Annotated in this window: 18 protein-coding genes; 11 read left to right on the forward strand and 7 right to left on the reverse strand. The window is 68.9% G+C overall.

Translation table 11 applies throughout. The features are described from left to right. Positions 1 to 9: 9 nt before the first annotated feature. The 10 genes from SPHME3_RS0106320 (at position 10) to SPHME3_RS0106365 (ending at position 10,546) form a co-directional block, all read left to right on the forward strand. Positions 10 to 417, forward strand: coding sequence for a phage major tail protein, TP901-1 family (locus SPHME3_RS0106320; protein ID WP_017980067.1), 408 nt, complete (start codon positions 10 to 12; stop codon positions 415 to 417). Further along, entirely contained in the window at positions 414 to 743 is a 330-nt protein-coding gene (locus tag SPHME3_RS19980; RefSeq protein ID WP_026151854.1) for a gene transfer agent family protein, read from the forward strand. Before SPHME3_RS0106320 ends, SPHME3_RS19980 begins: the two co-directional genes overlap by 4 nt. 11 nt (positions 744 to 754) lie before the next feature. Continuing rightward, a complete protein-coding gene (locus SPHME3_RS0106330) occupies positions 755 to 943 on the forward strand; it encodes a phage tail assembly chaperone (protein WP_017980065.1) in 189 nt (62 codons plus the stop codon). Continuing rightward, positions 936 to 1,478 (forward strand): hypothetical protein, encoded by a 543-nt coding sequence (locus SPHME3_RS0106335; protein WP_017980064.1) that lies wholly within the window; start codon positions 936 to 938, stop codon positions 1,476 to 1,478. The genes SPHME3_RS0106330 and SPHME3_RS0106335 overlap by 8 nt, the downstream gene beginning before the upstream one ends. A 183-nt stretch (positions 1,479 to 1,661) precedes the next feature. Further along, entirely contained in the window at positions 1,662 to 3,926 is a 2,265-nt protein-coding gene (locus SPHME3_RS0106340) for a DUF2460 domain-containing protein (protein ID WP_017980063.1), read from the forward strand. Further along, positions 3,923 to 4,720, forward strand: coding sequence for a DUF2163 domain-containing protein (locus tag SPHME3_RS0106345; protein ID WP_017980062.1), 798 nt, complete (start codon positions 3,923 to 3,925; stop codon positions 4,718 to 4,720). Before SPHME3_RS0106340 ends, SPHME3_RS0106345 begins: the two co-directional genes overlap by 4 nt. 401 nt (positions 4,721 to 5,121) lie before the next feature. After that, positions 5,122 to 7,254, forward strand: coding sequence for a phage tail protein (locus SPHME3_RS0106350; RefSeq protein ID WP_017980061.1), 2,133 nt, complete (start codon positions 5,122 to 5,124; stop codon positions 7,252 to 7,254). Positions 7,255 to 7,257: 3 nt separating this feature from the next. After that, entirely contained in the window at positions 7,258 to 7,764 is a 507-nt protein-coding gene (locus SPHME3_RS0106355; RefSeq protein WP_017980060.1) for a DUF2793 domain-containing protein, read from the forward strand. Between the two features lie 109 nt (positions 7,765 to 7,873). Further along, positions 7,874 to 8,995, forward strand: a complete 1,122-nt coding sequence (locus SPHME3_RS0106360; protein WP_017980059.1) for an OmpA family protein — start codon at positions 7,874 to 7,876, stop codon at positions 8,993 to 8,995. A 249-nt stretch (positions 8,996 to 9,244) separates the two neighbouring features. After that, positions 9,245 to 10,546, forward strand: coding sequence for a UDP-glucose dehydrogenase family protein (locus SPHME3_RS0106365; RefSeq protein ID WP_017980058.1), 1,302 nt, complete (start codon positions 9,245 to 9,247; stop codon positions 10,544 to 10,546). A gap of 3 nt (positions 10,547 to 10,549) precedes the next feature. On the opposite strand, the gene ygfZ is transcribed toward SPHME3_RS0106365, so the two are convergent. After that, the gene (gene ygfZ, locus SPHME3_RS0106370) at positions 10,550 to 11,254 is read right to left on the reverse strand and encodes a CAF17-like 4Fe-4S cluster assembly/insertion protein YgfZ (protein ID WP_017980057.1); all 705 of its coding nucleotides are present in this window, start codon (positions 11,252 to 11,254) and stop codon (positions 10,550 to 10,552) included. Between the two features lie 71 nt (positions 11,255 to 11,325). Between ygfZ and pyrC the strand changes: the two genes are divergently transcribed. After that, positions 11,326 to 12,363 (forward strand): dihydroorotase, encoded by a 1,038-nt coding sequence (gene pyrC / locus SPHME3_RS0106375; RefSeq protein WP_017980056.1) that lies wholly within the window; start codon positions 11,326 to 11,328, stop codon positions 12,361 to 12,363. A gap of 22 nt (positions 12,364 to 12,385) precedes the next feature. On the opposite strand, the gene SPHME3_RS0106380 is transcribed toward pyrC, so the two are convergent. Genes SPHME3_RS0106380 through cpaB form a run of 6 tightly spaced genes read right to left on the reverse strand, consistent with a single transcriptional unit; the run spans position 12,386 to position 18,996 of the window. Then, positions 12,386 to 13,366 (reverse strand): type II secretion system F family protein, encoded by a 981-nt coding sequence (locus SPHME3_RS0106380; RefSeq protein WP_024310354.1) that lies wholly within the window; start codon positions 13,364 to 13,366, stop codon positions 12,386 to 12,388. Positions 13,367 to 13,386: 20 nt separating this feature from the next. Then, complete coding sequence (locus SPHME3_RS0106385; protein ID WP_018250623.1) at positions 13,387 to 14,361, reverse strand: type II secretion system F family protein; 975 nt, start codon at positions 14,359 to 14,361, stop codon at positions 13,387 to 13,389. Positions 14,362 to 14,381: 20 nt separating this feature from the next. Further along, positions 14,382 to 15,659, reverse strand: coding sequence for a P-loop NTPase family protein (locus SPHME3_RS0106390; protein WP_017980053.1), 1,278 nt, complete (start codon positions 15,657 to 15,659; stop codon positions 14,382 to 14,384). Position 15,660: 1 nt separating this feature from the next. Further along, complete coding sequence (locus SPHME3_RS0106395; protein WP_017980052.1) at positions 15,661 to 16,320, reverse strand: CpaD family pilus assembly protein; 660 nt, start codon at positions 16,318 to 16,320, stop codon at positions 15,661 to 15,663. Between the two features lie 17 nt (positions 16,321 to 16,337). Beyond that, positions 16,338 to 17,948, reverse strand: coding sequence for a type II and III secretion system protein family protein (locus tag SPHME3_RS0106400; RefSeq protein WP_017980051.1), 1,611 nt, complete (start codon positions 17,946 to 17,948; stop codon positions 16,338 to 16,340). Position 17,949: 1 nt separating this feature from the next. Continuing rightward, complete coding sequence (cpaB, locus tag SPHME3_RS0106405; RefSeq protein WP_017980050.1) at positions 17,950 to 18,996, reverse strand: Flp pilus assembly protein CpaB; 1,047 nt, start codon at positions 18,994 to 18,996, stop codon at positions 17,950 to 17,952. Between the last annotated feature and the right edge of the window lie 36 nt (positions 18,997 to 19,032).

The following is a 19,032-nucleotide window of genomic DNA, read 5'->3' on the forward strand; positions in this document are numbered from 1 at the left end:
AGAATAGAGATGGCGGTGGAACGGGGCAGTGCGTTCCTGCTGAAGGTCGGCGATGGGGCGGCGACGCCCGCCTTCGCGACGGTGGCGGGGCTGCGCACGACGCAATTGAGCGTCAACGGCGAAGCGGTGGTGGTGACGACGAAGGATTCGGGCGGCTGGCGGCAGCTGCTGTCGGGCGCGGGCGTGCGCAGCGTCAGCGTGAGCGGCGCGGGCGTCTTCACCGGATCGGCGGCGGAAACGCGGATCAAGGCGAGCGCGCTCGGCGGTATTATCGACGATTATCGGCTGAGCTTCGAGAGTGGCGAGAGCATGACCGGCCGGTTCCTGGTCACGCGGCTGGATTATGCCGGCGATTTCAATGGCGAGCGGTCGTACACGATCGCACTGGAAAGCTCTGGCCCGGTGGTGGCGGCATGAGCGCGGCGAAAGAGGCGCGCCCTGCCAATGAGGCCAGGGGGGAATGTGCGGTGCGGGTCAACGGGTGTGACCTGGTGCTCAGGCCGAGCTTTCAGGCTTTGGTCGCGGCGGAGGCGGAGCTGGGGCCGTTGTTCGAACTGGTCGAGCGCGCGGCGGCGGGGAAGCTGGGGTTCGGCGAGCTGGTTGCGCTGTTCTGGCACTGCCTGCGCGAGGTGCCGGAGGAGGTGACGCGCGAGGTGCTGGGCGAGGCGCTGGCGGCGCTGGGGCTTGCCCGGCTGACGCCGGTGCTGCGCGTGCTGCTCGGCCAGATCCTGGCCGGGCGGTGAGCGATTTCCGGATGAATGCGGTGCGGCTGGCGGGCTTTGCCGGCGCGGCATTGGGCTGGACGCCCGATGCCTTCTGGCGGGCGACGCCGGCCGAACTGGCGGCGGTAGTGACGGCGGCGAGTGGTGGCGGTGCGGCGGCGGTGACGCCGCCCGATGCCACGACGATCGCCGCGATGCGGAGGGCCGATCCCGATGGATGAGGTGGAGCGGATGGCGGTGGGCGTGCGCGCCGACACCGCGGGCTTCGCGCGCGAGGTGGAAACGATGCGCGCGACGCTGGAGGGCGAGCTGGGCGCGGGCGCCGAGCAGGCGGGGCGGTCGATCGAGCGGGCGCTGCTGCGCGCGGCGCGGACCGGGCAGTTCGGCTTCGACGACCTGAAGGCGACCGCGCTGGGGGTGCTGGCGGAGATCGCGCGCGCGGCGGTGCGTGGCGGGGTGCAGGCGGCGTCGGGCGGGGGGTCGCTGGGCGGCGTGCTGGCCGGATTGCTGGGTGGGCTGCCGGGGCGGGCGACGGGCGGGCCGGTGACGCCGGGGCGCGGTTATGTCGTCGGCGAGCGTGGGCCGGAGCTGTTCGTGCCGACGGCGGCCGGGCGGGTGGAAGCGGCGGTTCCGGCAGCGGCGCGCGACGTGCGGGTGACGATCCATGTGCAGGCGGGGGCGGGGGACGCGCCGGCGGCGTTGCAGCGGTCGAGCCGGCAGGTGGCGCGCGCGGTGCGGGCGGCGTTGGAGGGGTAGGGGCGGCCAGTGTCGCTTCGTCACCCCGGACTCGTTCCGGGGTCCACTGGGCCACGGGGGATGGTGGAGCCTCTGGCGATCCCCCTCGCCGCGGAGTGGACCCCGGAACGAGTCCGGGGTGACGGGATGGGTGGGGAGCGGTTCCGAACCTCGCCGGCCGTCCCCAATTATGGAGACATCATCATGGCGCATTGGCTGTGTTCGCAGCGGGTGGAGCAGGAGGCGGGTGTGCTCAGCCGATTCGACCCGCGGTTCTGGACGGTCAATTTCCCGCGGCCGATGATGGCGGCGGTGACCAATCCGGCGCCGGATGCGCTGCGGGTGGATGCGGTCTTCTATCGGCGGAGCGATCTGGCCGGGCTGATCTGGGAGGCGGAGGATCGGTTCGACCATCCGCTGTTGCGGTACGAGACGGCGCGGGATTTCCGGGGGTGCCGGTTGCGGTTCCGCTGGCGGTCGGCGGGGGTGAAGCCGCTGGATGCGATCCGCGGGCCGACGCTGACGATCGAGGGGCGCGATGCCGCGGGCAAGGCGCGCGTGTGGCATGTGCGGCTGTGGAATTATGCGACCGGCAACCCGGAAGATGCCAGTGTCGTGATCGACTTTGCGAGCGTGGTGGGCGGCTTTGCGCTGCCGGGCGAGGCGGACCCGGTGTGGGCGGGCGATGTCGACCGGATGTTCGTGTCGCTGGTCGCGCCCGAGTTCGACGAGACCGACGTGCCGCTGGCCGCAGCGCAGGAGGGATGGGTCGAGCTGACGGGCATCGCGTGCGACGGGCCGGGGGCGGTGATCGGCATCGGCGAGGCGGTGCTGCCCGAGCACGGTTTCCAGATCGCGAGCGGCTATGACGACAGCTATAACCTGACGCCGGCGCGGCTGCTGCGCAATGCGCTGCACCTCGGCTATCGCGGGGCGATCACGCATTATGTCGGGATGAGCCATTATTTCCGGCTCGATGCGCTGTACGGCGGCTTCTACGTCGGGCTGACCGGCGGCGTGCTGAACGTGGCGTGCGCGGCGTGGCATCGCGACTTTGCGGCCCGCGCGAAGGCGTTGGGTTATGACGTCATCTGGTCGCTGAGCTACGAGCTGTTCGACGCGCATTGTTGGAACGACTGGAAGCAGCGCGCGGCCGATGGCGCGCCGGCGCTGACCGGGTGGGAGCCGCCGTCGACTCTGCTGTCGCCGTGCCAGACGAACGCGATGGCCTATCTGCGGCAGGTGGCGGCGGCGTTCGTCGGGATTGGGGTCGCGGCGGGATTGCGGCCGAAGTTCCAGATCGGCGAGCCATGGTGGTGGACGATGCCGGACGGGCGGCCATGCCTGTACGACGCCGCGGCCGTGGCGGCGCTGGCGCCGGTGGCGATCCCGAGCGTGCGCGGGAGCATGGACGCCAGCCAGCGCGCGACGATGGATCGGGCGGGGGCGGCGCTGGCGGCCTCGACCGCGGCGCTGGCGGGATGGGTGACGGCGGCGTTTCCGGGGACGCAGACGTTGCTCCTCACCTATCTGCCGACGGTGCTCGACCGCGCGGCGCCGGAATTGAAGCGCGCCAATATGCCGCTGGGTTGGGCGTATCCCGCCTTCGATGTGCTGCAGCTGGAGGATTACGACTGGGTAACGGAAGGCGATGCCGCGGCGACCGCGCGGGGCGTCGCGGCGGCGGAGGCGCGATTGGGCTATCCGCGCGACCGGCAGCATTATCTGTCGGGCTTCGTGCTGCGCCCCGACCAGGCGGCGCAATGGGCGCTGATCGAGACGGCGGGACAGGTGGCGCGGGCGCGCGGCGTCGCATCGGTGGTGCTGTGGGCGCTGCCGCAGGTGATGCGCGACGGCTTCGTCCGCTTCGAGGGGGAAGACGACATGCAGGATTATGAGGATGTGCTGTTCCCGCTGGCGCTGGGGCGCGAGGCGGAGATGGCGCCGGCCTTTTCCACCGCGATCCTGACCGCGGCGGGCGGCGCGGAGCAGCGCAGCGCGGGTTGGGCGGAGGCGCGGACGAGCTATGACGTCGGACCGGGCATACGGTCGGAGGCGGATATCGCGACGTTGCTCGCCTTCTTCCGCGCGCGGATGGGGCCGGCGCGGGCGTTCCGGCTGCGCGACCCGTTCGATGCGAGCGGCGTGGACGAGGTGATCGGGACGGGTGACGGTGCGGTGCGGCGGTTCGAGCTGGTCCGCCATTACGGCGCGGCGACGCGGCGGATCGTGCGGCCGGTGGCGGGCAGCGTGCGGATTGGCGTGGATGGCGTTGCGACGCAGGGCTTCAGCGTCGAGGCCGATGGCGTGGTGGTGCTCGACACGGCGCCGGCCAAGGGTGCGGTGGTGCGGGCGAGCTTCACCTTCGACGTGATGGTGCGCTTTGCCGAGGATCGGCTGCGGGTGGCGCGATCGACGTTCCTTGCGGGGGAGGCAGTGTCGGTGCCGCTGATCGAGGTGCGCGGGTGAGCGCGCTGTCGTGCATCGCGCTGTGTTGGCGGGTGGAGCGACGCGACGGGGTCGCAATCGGGCTGACGACGCATGATCGCGATGTGACCATCGACGGCCTCATCCACCGTGCGGCGCCGGGCATGGTGCCGTCGGCGATCGAGCGCTCCGACGGGCTGGAGGCGGATACGATGGATATCGGCGGGGCGCTGACCAGCGCGGCGATCGGCGAGGCGGATCTGCTCGCGGGGCGCTGGGACGGGGCGCGGGTGCGGGTGTTTGCGGTCGATTGGGAGACGGGCGATCGGCTGGCCGAACTGGGCGAGGGGCGGATCGGCGCGGTCGAGCTGACCGACCATGGCTTTACCGCGGAACTGGCGGGCGTCAGCGCGGCGCTGGCGCGTGCGGTGGTGGAGGAAACGTCTGCCGAATGCCGCGCCGATCTGGGCGATGCGCGCTGCCGCGTCGCGATGACGGGGCGGCGGCGGTTCGCGCGGGTGGTGTCGGCGGTCGAGCGGGTGGTGACGCTGGACGCGGGTGAGCCGGTGGCGGGGGCCTATGCAGGCGGCCTGCTACGCTGGTTCGGCGGCGGCAATGCGGGGCTGTCGCAGGGCATCGATGCGTCGGACGGCGCGACGGTGACGCTGCGCGCGGCGCCCGCTTTTGCGGTAGCGGCGGGCACCTTGGTCGAGATGAGCGAGGGGTGCGACAAGAGCTTCGCCACCTGTGTGGCGCGGTTCGGCAATGGCGTGAACTTTCGCGGCGAGCCGCATCTGCCGGGGATCGACCTGCTGACGCGCTATCCCGGTGGATGAGGACGCGGCGGATGCGGTTGCGGCAGCAGCGCTGGCGTTGGTCGGCACCAGGTTCCGGTTGCACGGGCGGGATGCGCTTCATGGGCTCGATTGCATCGGGGTAATTGCGGCGGCGTTGCGGGGTGCCGGCTGGGTGGGGGAGGTGCCGAGCGGCTATCCCCTGCGTGGCGGCGATCCGGCGGTGGTGGCGGCGGGCTTCGATGCGGTGCTGGTGCGGGGCGACGGACGGCGAGCGGGCGATGTGCTGCTGTTCGCGGTGGGGCCGGGACAGATTCATGGCGCGGTGAAGACGGCGGCGGGTTTCGTCCATGCCGATGCAGGATTGCGCCGCGTGGTCGAGCGACCGGGGGCGGCGGAGTGGCCGCCGATCGGGGCGTGGCGCTATATCAGGGGAGGGGCGGATGGCGACGCTGGTGCTGACGACGGTCGGGCGGGCGATCGGCGGACCGATCGGGGGTGCGCTGGGTGCGCTGGCGGGGCAGGCGATCGACGGGCGACTGTTCCGCGGGGCAGCGCGCGAGGGGCCGCGGCTGAGCGACCTGTCGGTGCAGACGTCGAGCTATGGCACGCCGATCCCGAAATTGTTCGGGACGATCCGGGTGGCGGGGACGGTGATCTGGTCGACCGACCTGATCGAGACGCGCACGACCAGCCGCGGCGGCAAGGGGCAGCCGGGGACCAATACCTATAGTTATAGCGTGTCCTTCGCCGTCGCGTTGTCGGCGCGGCCGATCCGCAGCGTGCGGCGCATCTGGGCGGAGGGCAAGCTGCTGCGCGGGGCGGCGGGCGACTGGAAGAGCGTGACGGGGTTCCGGCTGCATACGGGCGGCGAGGATCAGGCGGTCGATCCGCTGATCGCTTCGGCCCTGGGGGCGGTGCCGGCGTATCGCGGCATCGCCTATGCGGTGTTCGAGGGGATGCAGCTGGCCGATTACGGCAACCGCATCCCGTCGCTGACCTTCGAGGTGGAGGCCGATGCGGCGCCGGTGGCGAGCGGGGCGGTCGCCGTCGCCCTGGCGCCGGAGGTGCGCGGCGGCGGCGGGGTGATGCTGGGCGGCTTTGCCGCCTCGGGCGCGAGCGTGCGCGGCGTGCTGGAGACGCTGACGACGATCGATGGCGGCTGGTGGCGGGCCGAGGGCGCGACGCTGGTGCGATCCGATGCCGGTGGGGCGGTGGTGACGATCGCCGATACCGGCAAGGAGCGCAGGCGCAGCGTCGCGGCGGCGGGCGGAACCGTGCGCGAGGTGGCGGTGGCGCATCATGACCCGGCGCGGGACTATCAGATCGGTGTGCAGCGCGTGCGGCGGCCGGGGGCGGGCCAGGCGGTCGATCGCGTCGATCTGCCGGCGGTGCTAGACGCGAGTGAGGCGAAGCGCGTGGCGGCGGCGCTGCTGGCCCGCGGCGAGAGCGAGCGCACGCGGCGGCGGGTGACGCTGGGGCGCGAGGGGCTGGGGATCGCGCCGGGTGCGATCGTGACGATCGCCGGTGAGGCGGGGCGGTGGCGCGTGGCGCAGGCCGCTATGGTGGGGCTGGCGACGACGCTGGACCTGGTGCCGCTGGCGCCGGCTGCGCTGCCGGTGCGGGCGAGCAGCGGGACGGTCGCGGCGGCGCCGGATGTGTGCATCGGGCGGACGCTGTTGGTGGCGGCGGAATGGCCGGGGCTGGAGGATACGCCGCTAAGCCAGCCGCGGGTGTCGGTTTTGGCTTGTGGTGAGGGGGCGGGGTGGCGACAGGCGGCGCTGCTCTACAGCCTCGACGATGGCGCCAGCTGGACGGGCGCGGGCGGGACGGCGGCGCCAGCGACGATCGGGGTGATCGAGGGCGCGCCGGACATGGCGTCTCCCTGGCTGATCGACTCGCGCAGCCGGCTGATCGTGCGGCTGATGCGGGCGGACATGGTGCTCGGCGATGCCGACGCGACGCGGCTGGCGCAGGGCGGTAATCTGGCGCTGGTCGGCGACGAATTGATCCGGTTCGCGGTTGCCGAGCCGCTGGGTGCGGGGCGCTGGGCGTTGACCGGGCTGCGACGGGGCGTGCGGGGAACCGAGGCGGCGATCGGTACGCAGCGGCCGGGCGATCGCTTCGCGCTGATCGAACGCGATGCGGTGGCGTCGATCGATCTGCCGGTAACGGCGATCGGGCGACGCGTGCGGTTGATGGCCAGCGGGGTGGGCGATGCCGCCGCGCCCGCCACTGCCGCGGTGATCGTGACCGGCGCGTCCGTGGCGCCGCCATCGCCGGTGCATCTGGGGCTGCAGCGCGATGCGGACGGCGGGCGGCGGCTGGGCTGGATCCGGCGCAGTCGCGCGGGATGGACCTGGCGCGATGGGCTCGACGCGGCCGTGGGGGAAGAGAGCGAACGCTATCGCGTGACGATCGCGCGGCCGGATGGCGGCGTGCGCAGCGTCGAGACTATTGCGCCGACGCTGTCGATCGAGGCGGGCGATGCCGATGCCGCCGTCACCGTGGTGCAGCAGGGAATGCTCGCGATCTCGCCGCCGGCGCACCTGACGCTCTTCAATCTGGGAGTTTGATCGATGAACAGTCTGACGACGACGCGATTCGTGCTGCCGCTGTTGGCGGCGGGACAGGCGGACAAGGAGCTGACGCATAATGAGGCGCTGACGCGAATCGATATGCTGTTGCACCCGGTCGTGCAGGCGGTCGGCCTGTCGGTTCCGCCGACGACGCCCGGCGTCGGGCAATGCTGGGTCGTCGGGGCCAATCCGACCGGCGCGTGGGCGGGCCAAGCCAATCGACTGGCGGGCTGGAGCGAGGGGGGATGGCGCTTCGTCGACCCGCGGGAGGCTCTCGTCGTGTGGGATGTTTCGCAAGCGATACCAATCGCTTATCGGGGTGGGCTGTGGCAAGAAAGTGACGTCCGCGGCGCGCGCCTGACGGTGGGCGGGCAGCAGGTCGTCGGCAGCCGCAAGGGCGCGATCGCCGACCCGCAGGGCGGAGGCACGATCGACGACATCGCGCGCTCCACCCTGGTTGCGATCCTTGCCGCGTTGCGCGGCCACGGTCTGATCGGCACCAGCTGACCTGTGACATTGGCGCAACAGTTCCAACCTTTTGTCGGCTTGCGTGGAAACCAACCCTCCGATAGTGAGTTTGCGCTGTCCGTAGTGACACTCAAGAAAGGGGACTTCTATGCGGAAGCTTGCCGTCGTTCTGGCACTGGCCTCCACCGCACTCGCCACTCCCGCCCTCGCCCGCGACAAGTCGTGGTACGTCGGCGTCGAAGGCGGTGCGATGATCGTCGAAGACATCAACTATGACATCGGCGCGTCGCGCAATGCGGCCACCGTCGATCACAACTATGGCTATGACGTCGATGGCGTGATCGGCTACGATTTCGGCGGGTTCCGCGTCGAAACCGAAGTCGGCTATCGCAGCGCGACCGTCGATGGCTACACCTCGACGCTGACCACCCCGGCGTACACGTCGACGGGCGCTCTCGTGAACGTTCCGGCCGGTTCGTACAGCTATGCTGGCGGCCGCACCTCGGCGCTCAGCTTCATGCTGAACGGCCTGCTCGACTTCGGTGACGATGACGGCATCCAGGGCTTCGTCGGCGGCGGTGTCGGTGTCGCTCGCGTGAAGGCGAACTACCAGCTCAACACCCGCGGCAACTTTGTCGATGACTCGGACACCGTGTTCGCATGGCAGGGCCTGGCGGGCGTTCGCGCTCCGCTGACTGACCACATCGACGCGACGCTGAAGTATCGCTTCTTCAACGCCGACAACGTCAAGCTGGTCGACGTGACCAACCGCACGTTCGACGGTCGCTTCCGTTCGCACAGCATCCTGGGCGGCATCACCTACAACTTCGGTTCGCCGACCCCGCCGCCGCCGCCGCCGCCGCCGCCTGCTCCGGAGCCGACTCCTGCTCCGCCGCCGCCGCCGGTCGAAGCGCCGGTCTGCTCGCCTGGTCCGTTCATCGTGTTCTTCGAATGGAACAAGTCGGACATCACGCCGGAAGCAGCGTCGATCCTCGACAACGCGGTCAGCCAGTACCAGAACTGCAACAACGCGCAGGTCATGGTTGCGGGTTACACCGACACGTCGGGTACGCCGAAGTACAACCTGGGTCTGTCGCAGCGTCGCGCCGACTCGGTCAAGGCGTACATGACCTCGCACGCCGTCCCGGCCACGCAGATTTCGACCGAAGCGTTCGGCGAAACCCGTCTGCGCGTTCAGACCGCCGACGGCGTTCGCGAAGTGCAGAACCGTCGCGTCGAGATCACCTACGGCCCGGGCGCTGGTCAGTAAGACCAGTCCCACCGTTGGGATACGATTGGGGAGGTCGGCGAAAGCCGGCCTCCCTTTTCGTTTGCGGTCGGTAATCCCCGTCAAGCGCATGCAGATCGGTCGCGATGTTCGCTTTGCGCGGTCCGCTCATGTGTCGTAATGTGCTGACCGTGAAGCGTTCCCTGCCCTTCCGGTTGGGAGGGTGGCAATCGCGCCCTGTTTCGCTAGAGAGCGCGTGACCGGGGATCACCCCTCCACGACGAGGTATCGATGCGCATTACGATGATCGGTTCGGGCTATGTCGGCCTGGTATCGGGTGCCTGCTTTGCCGATTTCGGGCATGAGGTGATCTGCGTCGACAAGGACGAGGGCAAGATCGCCGCGCTGAAGGCGGGGCGGATGCCGATCTACGAGCCGGGTCTCGATACGCTGGTCGCGAGCAACGTGGCGGCAGGCCGACTGACCTTCACCACCGATCTGGCTTCGTCCGTGGCGGGCGCCGATGCGATCTTTATCGCGGTCGGCACGCCCTCGCGCCGCGGCGATGGCCATGCCGACCTTAGCTACGTCTTCGCCGCGACCGAGGAGATTGCCGCGGCGGTGACCGGCCCGACTGTCGTCGTCACCAAGTCGACCGTCCCCGTCGGCACCGGGGACAAGGTAGAGGCGATCCTGCGGGAGAAGCGCCCCGAGGTCGATGTCCAGGTCGTCTCCAACCCCGAATTCCTGCGCGAAGGTGCCGCGATCGGCGACTTCAAGCGCCCCGACCGTATCGTCATCGGCACCGATGACGAGGGCGCACAGCGGGTGATGCGCGGCGTGTATCGCCCGCTCTACCTCAACGAATCGCCGATCCTGTTCGTCAGCCGCCGCACCAGCGAGCTGATCAAATACGCCGCGAACGCCTTCCTCGCGACCAAGATCACCTTCATCAACGAGATCGCCGATCTGTGCGAGGCGGTGGGGGCCGACGTGCAGGATGTCAGCCGCGGTATCGGGCTCGACAACCGCATCGGCAAGAAATTCCTGCATGCCGGCCCGGGCTATGGCGGATCGTGCTTCCCCAAGGACACGTTGGCGCTGCTGAAGACCGCCGAGGATTTCGAAAGCCCGATCCACATCGTCGAGGCGGTGGTGAAGGTGAACGACAGCCGCAAGCGGGCGATGGGCCGCAAGGTGCTGCACGTGCTGGGCGATGCGCCCAAGGGCAAGACGGTCGCGCTGCTCGGCCTCACCTTCAAGCCCAACACCGACGACATGCGCGATGCGCCGTCGATCGCGATCGCGCAGGCGCTGCTCGACGAGGGCGTGACGGTGCGGGCCTATGATCCCGAAGGCGTCGAGCCGGCGCGGCGGATGATGCCCGACCTCACCTATTGCAACGACGCTTATGATGCGGCCGAGGGTGCCGATGCGGTGGTGATCGTCACCGAATGGGACGCCTTCCGCGCGCTCGACCTGACGCGGCTCAAAACGCTGATGACCGCGCCGGTGCTGGTCGACCTACGCAACGTCTACCGCCGCGAAGAGGTGGAAGCCGCCGGCTTCGCCTATACCGCCGTCGGACGCTGAGCGTCAGGCGAGCGCCGGGGCGAGCCAGTCGGGGATCAGCGCATCGCCGAGGGCTTCGACCCGGCGGTGTTCGATCATGAGGCCGAGGTCGGGATAGGTCGCCCGCGTACGATCGCCCGGCTCCGCCAACGGCGCGACGACCAGGCGGCGGTTGACCTTGGCGCGATGGTGCATGCGCGCGGTGTTTTCCTGGCCGATATAGCAGCCCTTGGTGAAGCTGACGCCGTTGAGTTCGCGTGCATTGCATTCGAGCCAGAGCGTTTCGCCATTGCCGAGTTCGCCGACCCCTTCGGTCACGCCGAGCGACAGGCGGTGGGCCTGCCACCCGTCGACGGGTTGCGAGGGGGGCGCGATCCAGCGCTGACCGAGCGCGGGCAGGCGGGGATCGGCGACCCCTTCCGTCCCATCGCGCGACCAATGCACCGCGAGCCCCTTGTCGATCGCAATCCGAATCGGCCGGCGCAGGCGATAGAGCGTCAGCCGTCGGGCGAGCGCCTCCGCCTGGGACGCTTCGACGTCGAGGAGCAGGTCGTCGCCATCGGGCCAGACGAGAAAATCGAACAGCGCCTTGCCCTGCGGCGTCAGCAGCGCCGCCCAGACCGGCAAGGCGCCGGCGACGTCGTTGGTGACGAGGCCCTGCAGGAAGCCGCGCACATCCTCTCCGGATAGGCGGATGACGGCGCGATCGGTGAGCGTGGTGGCGTTCATGCCACTGCACCTAGGCTGTCGCCGTCATTTTCCAAGGTGGCGACACGGCGCCGACGACGATAGGAGGGCGCATGACCGATCGCCTGACCATCCGCCGCCCCGACGACTGGCACGTTCACCTGCGCGATGGCGCGATGCTGACGCAAGTCGCACGGCATACCGCGCGGCAGTTCGGACGGGCGATCGTGATGCCGAACCTGACCCCGCCGGTGACGAGCGTCGCGGCAGCGGAGGCCTATCGGCAGCGGATCCTGGCAGCGGTCGGCGACGGTGGCGGCTTCACGCCGCTGATGACCTGCTATCTGACCGACGGTATCGATGCCGCGGAGATCGCGGCGGGGCATGCTGCCGGCGTCTTCACCGCCTGCAAATTATACCCGGCCCATGCGACGACCAATTCGGCGCATGGTGTCACCGATATCCGCGCGCTGACCGATGTGCTGGAGACGATGCAGCGGATCGGTATGCCGCTGCTGATCCATGGCGAGGTGACGGACAAGTCGGTCGATATCTTCGATCGCGAGGCGGTATTCATCGAGCGCGTACTGATGCCGCTGATCCGCGACTATCCGGCGCTGAAGATCGTGCTGGAGCATATCACGACCGCGGAAGCGGCTGCCTTCGTCGGTGAGGTCGATCATCCGATCGCGGCGACGATCACGCCGCAGCATATCCTGATCAACCGCAACGCGATGTTCGATGGCGGTCTGCGGCCCCATGCCTATTGCCTGCCGGTGCTAAAGCGCGAGGCGCATCGGCTGGCCGTGCGGCGCGCGGCGACGTCGGGCAGTCCGCGATTCTTCCTTGGGACTGACAGCGCCCCCCACGTCGTCGGCGCAAAAGAGTCGAGCTGCGGTTGCGCGGGGATCTTCAACGCACCCTTTGCGCTCGAGGCGTATCTGCAAGCCTTTGACGAGGATGGGGCAATCGACCGGTTCGAGGGCTTCGCGTCGGAACATGGCCCGCGCTTCTACGGCCTGCCGCTGAACGAGGGCACGGTGACGCTGGTGCGCGAGACGGTGACGGTGCCCGAGCGGATCGGCGAGGGCGAGACGTCGGTCGTGCCGTTCCTGGCCGGCGATACGGTGGGATGGCGGTTCGAGGGGTAAGTCCCCGAACCCCACCCATCCGTCAGAAGGCGTCGTTGATCGAACAGGCCGCCGGGCCGAGGATGACGATGAACAGCGTCGGCAGGATGAACAGGATCAGCGGGATCGTCATGATCGCGGGCAGACGCGCGGCCTTTTCCTCGGCGCGCATCATGCGTTCGTTGCGAAACTCCGCCGACAGGACGCGCAAGGCCGAGGCGAGCGGCGTGCCGTATTTTTCGGTCTGGATCATCGTCGTGACCACGCCCTTGATGGCATCGAGCTCGACGCGCGTGGCGAGATTCTCAAACGCCTGACGCCGTTCGGTGAGGAAGCCCAGCTCGATCGCGGTTAGCGTGAATTCGTCGCCCAACTCAGGATAGGCGCGGCCCAGTTCCTTCGCGACGCGATGGAAGGCGGCGTCGACCGTCAGGCCGGCTTCGGCGCAGATCACCAGCAGGTCGAGCGCATCGGGCAGCCCCTTGCGGATCGCATCGGTGCGCTTGGTGATGGCGTTCTTGAGATAGATGTCGGGCGCCTTGTACGATAGCACCAGCGTGCCCGCGACCAGCGCATAGCGCTTCAACGCGGACCAATCGTCGAAGGTCGAGGTGCCGTAGACGATGAACGCCATGATCCCGCCGAACACGATCGGCAGCACCATCCGCCCGAAGATGACGCCGACGGCCCAATCCTTCGACCGGATGCCGGCGCGCATCAGCTTGAGCTGCGCTTCCTTGACCTGGCTGTCCTGCAGCACCTTCAGCGACGACAGCATCGTGCGCATCAGGTCGGTGGTGTCGTTGCGCTGGATCAGCTTGGCGCGCCGCTTGGTCGAGGCGGTAATGCCGGCCTTCAGCTGTTCGCGCCGGTCGTTCAATGACTTGACGCGCTTGCTCATCGGGTCGCTGACCGTCGTCGCCGCGTAGATCGCGATCATCACCGCAAAGGCGGCGACGCCCGACAGGATCGTCGCGACCCACAGCACGTCGATACCCATCAGTGTCGGACCGGAAGCCTGCATGTCTCTATCCGTTCCCGCCGTCAGATTTCGAAGCTGACCATCTTGGCCATGATGAAGACGCCGATCCCCATCCACAGCAGCCCGCCGAGGCCGGTGATGATGAGGCGCGGGTCGACGAAGAAGTTCTGCATGTAACTGGTGTTGATGAACCAGATCATCGTGAAGACGATGAAGGGCAGCGAACCGACGATATAGGCCGACGCCTTCGATTCCGACGACATCGCCCGGATCTTGAGCTTCATCTGGCCGCGCTGGCGCAGCACCGTCGCGAGGTTGGCGAGCGTTTCGGCAAGGTTGCCGCCGGTTTCGCGCTGAATCGCGATGGTGATGACGAAGAATTGGAATTCAGGCGTGCCAAGCCGATCGGCGGTGTCCTGCAACGCCGCGTCCATCGACTTGCCGATCTTCATCTTGTCCGCGACCATGCGGAATTCCTCGCCGACGGGGCCTTCCACTTCGTTGCCGACGACCTGGATCGTCTCGCTGACGGGCAGGCCGGAGCGTAGGCCGCGGACGAGCAATTCGATCGCGTCAGGGAATTTGGCGGTGAATTTGGCGATTCGGCGCTTGATGAACTGGCCGACGAGCCAATGCGGTATGCCGGCGCCGACCGCGAGGCCGAACAGGAGTGCGAGCAGCAGTGGCGCGCCCTTCAGCCACAGCAGGCCGGTCATGACGGCGACCAGTCCGGCGCTGACCATGCCATATTGGCCGACCGTCCAGTCGTAACCGGTCATCGCCAGTCGCTTGGCGAGCTGTTCGGGGTTGGGCAGCAGGCGGCCGAAGGCGATGTCGGACCGCGTCTGTTCGCGCCCCGCCGCGATCCGCCGCATCTGCGCATCGGCGACGACGCCGCTGTCGCCGTGCCGTTCGCGCATCGCGGCGATGCGCCGCGTCTGTGCGCGCTGCGGCGAGGGGCCGGCGAACACGAACAGCACCATGCCCAGCGAGATCGTCGCGCCGAGACCCAGCATCAGAAGGGAGAACAGATCCATCGCGGCGCCCTTGCCCGACGTTATTTCTTGCTGCGCTTCGACAGCATCGCCGACATGCCGCCGAGCAGGGACTTGCTCTTGGGCTTGCCGGTGCCGCCGTCATCGTCGCCCACGACCATGTCGTCGGCGGCGTTGAGCACATGGCGGGTCAGCGCGATGATCGGCGCGATGGTGCGCGAATTCTTGCCGGCCTCGGCCAGCGGCTTGCCGAGCTTGGCCGCCTGCGCCGCGAGTTTCTGGTCGAAGGGGATCAGGAAATCGATCTTGCGTTCAATCGACCCTTCGAAATCCTTGCGGCTGATTTCGAGCTGACCGGCGGCGTGGACGCGATTGGCGACGACGGTCACCTGCGTCTGCGGCGCATTGGCCTTCAGCCAGGACAGCAGCCGGATCGTGTCGCGCGCGGCGGCGAGCGTCAGCTCGGTCACCACGACCATCGACTGCGTGTCGCGGATGAGGTGCGGGTAGAGGATCAGCATGCTGCGCGGCAGATCGACCACGGTCGCTTCGAACGCGGCGCGCATCTCTTCCTGCAATTGGAGGAAGGCGGTGCCGTCGGTCATCAGCGGCGTGTTGATCGGCGCTTCGGCGGAGAGGACGGCGAGCTTTTCGCTGGCCTTCACCATCGCGCGTTCGATGAACAGGCCGTCGATGCGGCTGGGATTTTCGATCGCGTCGGTGAGGCCGCGGCCGGGCTCCAGGTCGAGCGTCAGCGCGCCGGTGCCGAAATGCACGTCGAGGTCGAGCAGCGCGGTCGTGCGCTTTTCCTTGTCGCTGACCAGCCAGGCGAGCGAGGTCGCGATCGTCGATGCGCCGACGCCGCCGCGCGTGCCGATCACGGCAATCGCGCTATGCGGCCGGTCGAGGCTGGCCTCGATCGGCTTGGGCGCGTTGAGCATCGCATGCGCGTGGCCCAGCGATTCGCGCAGCGCGTCGGGCTGCAAGGGCTTGAGCAGATAGTCCTGGATGCCGCTCGCGATGAGGTCGCGATACAGGCGCACGTCATTCACCTGACCGGCGGCGATCACCACCGTGCCCGGCTCGCACACTTCGGCCAGCGCGTTGATATCGTTGAGCGGATCGCCCGATTCGGCGAGATCGACGAACAGGATCTGCGGGCTTGCCGAGACCGACAGCGACTGCACCGCGTTGCGCAGGCCACCCTTGTAGACCTTGTCGATCGACCAGCCCATGTCGCCGGCGATCGGGCGCAGCGCTTCGGCGCTGGCCTCGTCGCAGACATAGGCGGCGAAGGGATCGCGGCTGACGATGCCGGCCGGTTTCCACGGCGCGTTCATATCAACGGCCCCCCTTGGCGCTGACCTGTTCCAGCGCGCCTGCGCCGGTCGCCGGTTTCTTGCGATAGGCGTCGATCGCCTTGGCGGTAAGCACCGGATCGCTGATCGGATCGTGATCGACGCCGCGCACCAGATCGCCCGGACGAGCGACCATGGCGGCCAGATTGGTGTTCACCGCACAGCCGAAGTTCGACGAGGTATTGGCGTCGAATTCGTGCGAGGCGTCGCGGCTCCAGTCGGGGCAGCCGGGAACGCGGGCGTGCATGCGGCTGACCACGACGCGGACCGTGCCCGGCGTCACCGGGGCAGCGGTGACCGGGTGATCGTCCGACAGCAGCAGGCCATAGCTGGCGACCACGGCGGCGACCTCGTCGCGCGCCGCAACCGGGATCGGGCCGCCGGCATCGACGCCGACGCGATCGCCGAAGCCCAGATGCATAGTGTTCATCCAGTCCGACAGGCGGCGCGCTTCGCTGGGGGCGAGCCGCCCGCCGGCGGTGGCGACGTCGAGCGCATAGTCCTGACGGGAGACGACGGGCTGATGCACCGAGGTGATCCCCGGATTCTGCGTGCCCATGCAGCCGCCGAGCAACAAGGCCGGCGTAGCCAGCGTCGCACGCAGCGTGGCAGGAAGGATCGAACGCTTGGTCATCGCAGCCATGTCCTTGGAGCAAGCCATCAGTTGGAAAAGCCGGGGACGGGCGCCGCTCCGGCCCGGCGCACGGTCGCGCGCGGATCGGCGCTGGTGCGCGGCGAGGCGGGGACGGGCGCGCGGCCGACGGGCACCGCGGCGGCGGCTCCAATCGTCGGCGACACCGCCATCGGCGAACCCGGCACCATCACCGGTCCCGGTCGCGGGCCACCCGGCGTGCCGGATATTTGCCCGAGCAGCAGGCGTTCGGCGTCGGTCGGTGCCCGATAGCCATCGGTCGGCATCGCGATCTGCGACAGGCTGTTCACCGGCTTCACCAGATACGGGGTGATGATGATGACCAGTTCCGTCTCGTTGCGCTGAAAGCCGTTCGAGCGGAACAGCGAGCCGATGATCGGCAGGTCGCCGAGGAACGGCGTTTTCTGGATCGTGTTGTTGTGGCCGTTCTGCAGCAGGCCGCCGATCATCATGCTCTGGCCCGATCCCAGTTCCAGCGTCGTTTCGACGCGGCGGGTGGTGAGGCCGGGCACGCGCGTGCCGTTGAGCTGGACGGCATTGGCGTAATCGAGCTGCGACACTTCCGGGCGGACGCGCAGAGAGATGCGCCCGTCCGACAGCACCGTCGGCGTATAGGCCAGGCTGACGCCATATTGCTTGTATTCGACCGAGGTCGTGCCGAAGCCGCCCGCAATCGGCACCGGCACTTCACCGCCGGCGAGGAAGGTGGCGGTCTCACCCGACAAAGCGGTGAGATTGGGGTTGGCGAGCGTCGTCACCTGACCGGTCGTCTCGCCCAGGTCGAGTGCGCCGATCACGTCGACGCCGAACAGCTTGCTGGCGAGGCCCAAAGTCGCGCTGTTCGCGGCCTGGGTGATGATGCTGCTGCCGGTGGCGGGGGTGGTGAAGCCCGTGCCCAGCTGCCCGCCGGGTGTGAAATTGGTGCTGGCGCCGCGGCCCTGCGCCAGACCGAACTTGAAGCCGCTGGTGGCGTCGTTGGTCTGCCAGTTGACGCCGACGTTCTTGATGAAGTTGCGGCTGACCTCCGCCACGCGGACCTGCAGGTTGATCTGCAGCGGCGTCGCGGTGCGCAGGCGCGAGAGGACCTTGGTGGTATCTCCGACATAGGCCTGGACCAGGCGCTCGGCTTCCGCCGCATCGCCCGGCCCGGCCACCGTGCCGGTGAGCAGGACCAGGCCGTTCATCGGCGTCGCGGTGAGCTGCGCATCGGGCATCGCCAGCCGCAGCATCGTGCTGATCGAATCGAGGTTTTGGCCGACGCGGACCGTGGTCGCATAGACGACCGCGCCGCCCTTTGCGGTGGCGGAGATCGTCGTCTCGCCGGTCTTCTTGCCGTAGATATAGAGCTGGGTCGGCGAGCGGACCTGCACGTCGGCGATGGTTTCGTCGGCGACGAACACGTCGCTCATCGCGCGCGGCAGCGTCACCAGCCGGCCGCGGCCGGTGTTGACCTGCACGATCGACGATCCCGCCACGCTGGCGCCGCCGGCGGGCAGGCGCGCATCGGCGCTGCCGCCGAGCGTGCCGGCTGCGAGCACGAGGCCCAGCGCCAGTCCGAGCGATGCCGTGCGCGGCGGCGCGGTGCGCCGGCGTGTGTCGGCAGATACGATGGTGCGCATCTTAATTCTTCCCCCCGACCGGAACGACGGTCACGTTGTTGCCGCGCGCGACGCGCACGACGGGTCCCATGGCGACGGCGGTGCTTCCCGCTGCCGCACCCGGCGTACCCGCACCCGGCAGGGGCACGCCCTGGACCGAGGCGGGGCCATTGCCCTTGCCGGTCGGCACCGTGCTGCGCTGGTAGCGCGACACGTCGGCGCCGGTGGCGAAGCTGGAGCTGCCGCTTTGCGGTTGGGCGGCGACGCGCAGCATCATCGCCTTTTCGCCCTTGGCATCGCCCGGCACCTTCACCGCGCCATTGGCGATCGCTTCTTCGAGTTCGCTGGGATTGTCGGCCAGCGCACGCAGCGACAGCGACAGCTCGCCGATCGTGCGCGCGACGGCGACCTGTTCGGCCATCTTGGGCGTCGCCTCCAGCGTGACGGTGGAATAGGTGCTGACCTTGGTCTTGCCGTCCTCGCCCACGACATTGTCGGTGCGCTGGTCGGTGGCGAGCACGCGGACGTTGCGCATGATCGTTTCGGACACCTTCAGCGGCGGACCGTCGCCACCGCCGGCAACCGTCTGCGTCAGGACCAGGTCGATCCGGTCGCCCGGAAAGACGAAGCCCGCCACCGCGGCCTGATTCGACACGGCGACGGTGACCGCGCGCATGCCCGGGCCGAGCGCCGCGGCCAGGAAGCCGCGATCCCCCGGCGAAACGAGCGCGCCCTTGGTGAGCGGCTGGCCTGCGGTGATCGCGTTGCGCACCACCGTGCCCTGCAGCTTGGTGATGTCCGTCGTCGGCTTCAGATAATAAGCGCCGTCGACCAGTTCCTTGGGCCAGGGCTGAAACTTCAGCGCGGTCGCATCCAGGATGGTGCCGACGGGCAGCGCCCGCGTCGCGACCAGTACTTCGGGGCCAGTGACGGGCGGCGGTGGCGGCGGCGTGCCCATGGCAGCCGCCTGCGGTGCGGCGGACCCGGCGATGAGCGTGCGAGCGAAGAATGCCGTAATGCCGGCCACGAACAGCGCGCCCACCAGCAAAACGATCTTGCGACTATCCATGTCTCATCGGGCCTTTCAGGTCGCCGGTGGTTGATC

It is taken from the genome of Sphingomonas melonis DAPP-PG 224, from assembly GCF_000379045.1.
In the GTDB taxonomy this organism is placed as follows: domain Bacteria; phylum Pseudomonadota; class Alphaproteobacteria; order Sphingomonadales; family Sphingomonadaceae; genus Sphingomonas; species Sphingomonas aquatilis.

Bases quoted from the DNA above. Each gene is read 5' to 3' on its own strand.
- SPHME3_RS0106320 (WP_017980067.1), top strand. From the start codon at position 10: ATGGCGGTGGAACGGGGCAGTGCGTTCCTGCTGAAGGTCGGCGATGGG.
- SPHME3_RS19980 (WP_026151854.1), top strand. From the start codon at position 414: ATGAGCGCGGCGAAAGAGGCGCGCCCTGCCAATGAGGCCAGGGGGGAA.
- SPHME3_RS0106330 (WP_017980065.1), top strand. From the start codon at position 755: ATGAATGCGGTGCGGCTGGCGGGCTTTGCCGGCGCGGCATTGGGCTGG.
- SPHME3_RS0106335 (WP_017980064.1), top strand. From the start codon at position 936: ATGGATGAGGTGGAGCGGATGGCGGTGGGCGTGCGCGCCGACACCGCG.
- SPHME3_RS0106340 (WP_017980063.1), top strand. From the start codon at position 1,662: ATGGCGCATTGGCTGTGTTCGCAGCGGGTGGAGCAGGAGGCGGGTGTG.
- SPHME3_RS0106350 (WP_017980061.1), top strand. From the start codon at position 5,122: ATGGCGACGCTGGTGCTGACGACGGTCGGGCGGGCGATCGGCGGACCG.
- SPHME3_RS0106355 (WP_017980060.1), top strand. From the start codon at position 7,258: ATGAACAGTCTGACGACGACGCGATTCGTGCTGCCGCTGTTGGCGGCG.
- SPHME3_RS0106360 (WP_017980059.1), top strand. From the start codon at position 7,874: ATGCGGAAGCTTGCCGTCGTTCTGGCACTGGCCTCCACCGCACTCGCC.
- SPHME3_RS0106365 (WP_017980058.1), top strand. From the start codon at position 9,245: ATGCGCATTACGATGATCGGTTCGGGCTATGTCGGCCTGGTATCGGGT.
- ygfZ (WP_017980057.1), bottom strand. From the start codon at position 11,254: ATGAACGCCACCACGCTCACCGATCGCGCCGTCATCCGCCTATCCGGA.
- pyrC (WP_017980056.1), top strand. From the start codon at position 11,326: ATGACCGATCGCCTGACCATCCGCCGCCCCGACGACTGGCACGTTCAC.
- SPHME3_RS0106380 (WP_024310354.1), bottom strand. From the start codon at position 13,366: ATGCAGGCTTCCGGTCCGACACTGATGGGTATCGACGTGCTGTGGGTC.
- SPHME3_RS0106385 (WP_018250623.1), bottom strand. From the start codon at position 14,361: ATGGATCTGTTCTCCCTTCTGATGCTGGGTCTCGGCGCGACGATCTCG.
- SPHME3_RS0106390 (WP_017980053.1), bottom strand. From the start codon at position 15,659: ATGAACGCGCCGTGGAAACCGGCCGGCATCGTCAGCCGCGATCCCTTC.
- SPHME3_RS0106395 (WP_017980052.1), bottom strand. From the start codon at position 16,320: ATGGCTGCGATGACCAAGCGTTCGATCCTTCCTGCCACGCTGCGTGCG.
- SPHME3_RS0106400 (WP_017980051.1), bottom strand. From the start codon at position 17,948: ATGCGCACCATCGTATCTGCCGACACACGCCGGCGCACCGCGCCGCCG.
- cpaB (WP_017980050.1), bottom strand. From the start codon at position 18,996: ATGGATAGTCGCAAGATCGTTTTGCTGGTGGGCGCGCTGTTCGTGGCC.